This window comes from Quadrisphaera sp. RL12-1S, from assembly GCF_014270065.1.
Classification (GTDB): Bacteria; Actinomycetota; Actinomycetes; order Actinomycetales; family Quadrisphaeraceae; genus Quadrisphaera.
Map to the genome: position 1 here is coordinate 1 of NZ_JACNME010000024.1, position 5,376 is coordinate 5,376.

Annotated in this window: 2 protein-coding genes and 1 pseudogene; 2 read left to right on the forward strand and 1 reads right to left on the reverse strand. The window is 67.5% G+C overall.

Annotation, left to right across the window (positions count from 1 at the left end):
- Together H7K62_RS21375 and H7K62_RS21380 are read left to right on the forward strand one after the other, a co-directional pair.
- The coding region (locus tag H7K62_RS21375) for a hypothetical protein (protein WP_186722569.1) at nt 1-1,714 on the forward strand (1,714 nt) is incomplete at its 5' end.
- Between the two features lie 319 nt (nt 1,715-2,033).
- Nucleotides 2,034-3,445 (forward strand): annotated as a pseudogene (locus H7K62_RS21380) (ISL3 family transposase).
- A 142-nt stretch (nt 3,446-3,587) separates the two neighbouring features.
- Here the strand turns inward: H7K62_RS21380 and H7K62_RS21385 are convergent.
- A partial coding sequence (locus H7K62_RS21385) for a beta strand repeat-containing protein (RefSeq protein ID WP_186722570.1) occupies nt 3,588-5,376 on the reverse strand: 1,789 nt, incomplete at its 5' end.

Here is a 5,376-nt window from a genome sequence, read left to right on the forward strand (position 1 = left end):
CTGGGACGCCACCAACGTCTGGCTGAAGGACCACGCCGCTGCCCTCACCGGCAAGGGCTTCGTCTTCGGTGGCAAGGCCGCCGTCTCCGACGGCCAGGTCACCTCCGCCCAGGGTGCTGCGCAGTCCGTCGCTGCCGTCGTCAACTACACGGTGACCCGCGGCATCGACGGCGCCAAGCTGTGGTACGCCGACGCCAGCAAGAAGGCGGCGGTGAGCGTGACGCTCACCAGCGACAACGTCTTCTTCGTTGACGGCAACAAGGCGACGATCGGGGTGTTCCAGGCCGCTCTGAGCGCTGGTGACCTCGTCTCCTGGAGCAAGGACTCCAACGGCGTCATCACCTACAAGCTGGTCAGCAAGACCGCTGACGACTACAACACCGGCATTGTGGGTGTTGTGGCCGGGACGAACGCCAGCATCGTCGAGCCGGTGACGAACACTTCGCTCAACACCGTTTCTTTCGCGTCGGGCACCTACCGCGTCTTCACGATTGATGGCTCGGCCGTCTCGCAGAGCATCTTCGCCAGCTCCGTCAATGTCGGTGACACCATCACCGTCACGGGCGATGGCAGCTCCGCCAGCAACATCCAGACCGTTGCGCTCAAGAACGGCTCCGTGAGCGGTTCCGTGACCAGCTGGACCGGTGTTGGCTCCAACGTCAGCCTGCTGCTCGACAGTGGCGCAGTCGTGTCTGTCCCGGTGCCGCTGAGCAGCGACACGATGACCGTTGACGGCAAGGCCACGTCGACGGTCGCGGACGTGACCGGTGCTCTGTCGAACGGCGACAAGGTCGTCTTCTCGAAGTCCGGTGGCGTGGCCAGCTTCGCCCTGTCCAACGCGGCCCCGCCGGTCGCCAACGGGCAGATCTCCAGCGTGACGCTGCTGAATGGCCGTCTGCAGACCGTGACTTACATCGACGCCAAGACCAACCTTTCGGTCCCTGCCAGCAACGTGACCCTGGGCAGCAGCACCTACGCGACGACCACCAACTACAACAGCACCGGACCGGTGGCTCAGGTGGACACGCTGACGCTGAGCTCTTCGCCTTGGAAGAGCACGGCCTACGTCGAGCTCACCTACGGCTCTGGCCCGTACACCTACGCGGAGGTTGCCGTTGGCGGTAACCAGGCCACCTTCATGACGAACCTGAAGGCTGCTCTGGAGGCAAAGTTCTCCGGCCGCACAGCAACCATCGCCCAGGGGGCTGACGACAAGACCTACACGATCACCTGGGACACCTCGGCGTCCGTCAGCTCCGCCGCAACAGTGACTGGAATTGGTGGTGTCACCTACACGGTGGATGGCTCACTCGCCAGTGTCACCGACGTGCAGTCGGCGATCACGCAGGGCGACGTCGTGGCCTACCAGGCGCAGGACGTTGCAACCGGCACGAAGTCATCGCTGGCTCTCACCAACACGGGCTACAGCGGTTCCGTGAACGGTGCCGCGGTGAACACCGGCAGCACGCTGCTCGGCGTCTTCTCCGCAGGGACCAACTCGACGACGTCCCTTGGTACGGCCGTCAACTACACCTCCTCCTCCCTGCTGGGTCTGTCCGGCACCCCCACCTACACGGTGAACGGTGTTAGCAAGACCCAGGCTCAGTTCGAGGCGGCGCTCAACTCGATCGCCGCGGGTGGGGCGACGGGCACTGTTGCTCTCAGCCAGAGCGGCACCAAGCTGGTTTGGGCGCTGACCATCTCGGTCGCCTGATCCTCGCTGGATAGCAGAACGGGCCGGGACCTTCGGGTCCCGGCCCGTTCTGCTATCTCCGCCGAATCTGGGACTGGCGAGTAGCCACGTCGTCCCACGCGTACCTCCTCGGTCGAGAAGGCCCTTAATTCCAGTTATTCCTGTCCACCGAGACCGGGGCACACCAGTGCCTCCATGAAAGTGGCTCTTCGCAGTTGAGGGTCCAGGCGCCGTCGCCCCGGTGATCATCTAGAGGTCGAGGCCCTCCGAGGATGGGAGCTCTCACACAGCCCATCCAGAGGACCTCGACGCGCTCGACGCTACCTTCGACGACCCTGACCTGACCACGTTCACCGGCCTGGACACCCTCGGCCTGCGCATCACCGGCCAGCGCCTCGAACCCGACCGCGCTGTCCTGGCCTGCGACCTCGTGCCCGACCCCGACGCCGCCGACGCTGACCGCTGGTGCCGACGCTGCGCCTGCCAGGGCCGCCCCCGCGGCACCGTCACCCGCCGACTGGCTCACGTCCCCTTCGGGCACCGACCCACCACGGTCCAGCTGAGGCTGGTCCGCTACGTGTGCACCGGCTGCGGACGGTCCTGGCGCCAAGACACCACCGCCGCCGCCGAGCCTCGCGCCAAGCTGACGCGCACCGCCCTGACGTGGGCACTTCGCGCCCTGGTGGTCCAGCACCTCACCGTCGCCCGCGTCGCCGAGGCCCTCGCGGTGTCCTGGCACACCGCGAATGCCGCGGTCCTGGCCGAGGGGCAGCGGGTCCTGATCGCCGACCCAGCCCGCTTCGACGGCGTCGCGGTCCAGCTGATCGATCGGGGTCGATGAGCACGTGTGGCGCCACACCCGCCGCGGGGACAGGGACGTCACCAGTTGATCGACTCGTGATCGATCTGACTCCCGTGCGGGACGGCACCGGCCCCGCCCGCCTGTTGGGCCGACGATCAACATGGTGGAGGGTCGCTCGAAGTCGGTGTTCGCGGCGTGGCTGGCCGCCCGTGCGCAGGTCTGGCGCGACGGCATCGAGGTGGTGGCCATGGTCCCCCGCAAGCGGGAGGTACCCCAGGGTTCGCCGGCTTCAAGACCGCCACCAGCGCCGAGCTGCCCGAGGCGACCGCGGTGATGGATCCCTTCCACGTGGTGCGCCTGGCCGGGGACGCCCTGGACTCCTGCCGGCGTCGGGTCCAGCAGCACCTGCCGATCGACAACACGGGCACCGGGGCCGCGCGGGGGATCCGTTGTACGCGGCCCGGCGGGTCCTGCACACCGGGATCGAGCTGCTCACCGAGCGCCAGCGCACGAAGCTGGAGGCGCTGTTCGACACCACCGCCCAGGGACAGGGCCACGCAGACGTCCACGCCGAGGTGGAGGTCACCTGGAGCTGGGGGCACCTCCCGCTTGCGGGGGAGTACCAGCAGATGGTGGCGGCCTACCGCGACCCCGAGCGCGGCGCGGGCCGCCGGGCGCTGGCCACGCTGATCGAGACGCTGACGAAGGATGTACCTGCGCAGCTGGTGGAGCTGACGCGGCTGGGGCGGACGCTGACCCAGCGGGCGGTGGACGTGCTGGCCTACTTCGACCGCCCCGGCACGAGCAACGGGCCGACCGAGGCGATCAACGGCGGCCTGGAGCACCTGCGCGGTTCAGCGCTCGGGTTCCGGAATCTGACCAACTACATCGCCCGGTCGCTGCTGGAGGCCGGCGGGTTCAGGCCGCTGCTGCACCCTCAAATGCGATGAGCCGGACAAGAGGCAAGCGAAGGAGTCCACGTCGTCGGGTGTTCCACATCAACAATGCGTGCTCTCCGGTCGAAGAAAAGCGGCTTAACGCAGAACGGGCCGGGACCCGAAGGTCCCGGCCCGTTCTGTCAGACGACTTCTATCAGAAAGTCGCGGAGATGCTGCTCGTGCCGACCGTGGAACCGTAGGTGTCGGTGTAGAGAGCGGCCTTGGCGGCATTGGCCGGAACAACGTTCACTGCGCCGGTGCCGACCGTGGAGCCGGTGAAGGTCGCCACCGTCCCGTTGGCGTTCCACGAGATGGCGGGGCTGCCGGCGGCAGTGAAGCCAGCGCCGGTGACCGTCCAGTCGCCGACGGCGGCCGAACCCGCCCGGGTGATTGCCTTGTTGAAGGTGACCACCAGCTCACCGCTGCTGTTCTTCGTCAGCGAGACGATGGCCGGCGCGGCCGAGAAGTTCGTCGTCGCCAGCGCCCAGGTAACAGTCCCGTTGGAGATCGACACCTGCACGCTGCCCTGGCGGGCGCCGGTCTGGACACGGTTCACCATGGCGTCGAACTGGGCCAGGGTCGCCGTCGTCCCATCGATCGTGTAGACGGTGCTGCCCGTGCCTGCGGCGAAGACGCTCGTGACGACGCTGTAGTCGAGGAGCGTCGCCACCGTGTCGCCGTCGGAGTCCGCCACGCTCACCTTGTGGGTGGCCGAGTTGACGTCATTGATGTTGATCGTGCCAGTGAGCGGCTTGCTCGTGAGGGTCAGCGAGGCTGCGGTGTTCGTGGTGGTGTCAGCAGGCTGGTAGACCACGTAGTCGCCTGGGGTGGCCGCGGCGACGAAGTCGGTCTGCGACGCAATGGTGCCATCAATGACGTAGCGGATGCCGTTGCTGTAGTTCACCAGCGTCGGAGTACCAGCGGGCGACCAGTAGGTGAGTCCCGTACCCGCGGAGAGCAGGGTCGTGGTGCCGGCAATAGTCACTCGGTCAGCGACGACGCCGCTCAGCTTGCTCGGCGCCGAGTTCACCAGGGCGAACTTCTGGACACCGCCAGCCTTCGAGAAGGTGACCTGGTCGCCCACGGAGACCGGGCTGGCGGTGGAGGCTCCCACGGCACCCGAGCCGACCAGAGCCGCCTGGGTAGAAGCCGTGCCGTCAATCGACACGGTGTCCCCCGCAGCCGGGGTCACCGGACCAAGAACCGCACCGGCCGTCGTCTTGATCGTGAAGGCCGTGACAGCACCGGCATTGGCGCCGGAGCCGGGGGTCACCGCAGCGACGGTGCCGGAGAGGCTGCCGCTGGTGAGGGCGACGGTGCGGATGTTGTTCAGGTCCGCGCCGGTCCCCTTGACGGTGATCGAGTCTCCAAGGCTCAGCGCACCCTCGAAGATGCCCTGGGAGACGTTCTGGCCGTCCACCGTGTAGGCGACGTAGGCGCCACCCGTCGTGTAGTTGTAAGACGTCGCCGTGGCGCTCAGGAAGGGCAGCGCCTGGCCGGTGATGGGCTCGACCACCGAGAGGGTGGTGGTGCCGGCGGCGGTGTTGTAGGCGCCGATCATGCCCGAGCTGTAACCCGTCGTGGGAACGGGCGTCGCCGAGTAGGAGACGGAACCGTCAGCGTTCGTCGCAATCGAGACGGTGGCCCCGACGGAGAGCACGGCGACGAAGGCGCCCTGGGTAGCAGCGGTGCCGCTCACCATGTACTTGTCAGTGCTCTTGTAGGACACCTTCTTGGCGCTCTGCGAGGCCGCGTCTGCGTAGGAGAAGCCGCTGTTGCTCACAGCCGTGACGACCATGCCGGCCGCGACAGCGGCGGTCTGGGCAGCGGACTGGGCGGAGGTGACCTGGCCGTCGGAGACGGCGGCCTTGCCACCGAAGACGAAGCCCTTGCCGGTGAGGGCAGCGGACTTGTCCTTCAGCCAGACGTTGGTGGCGTCCCAA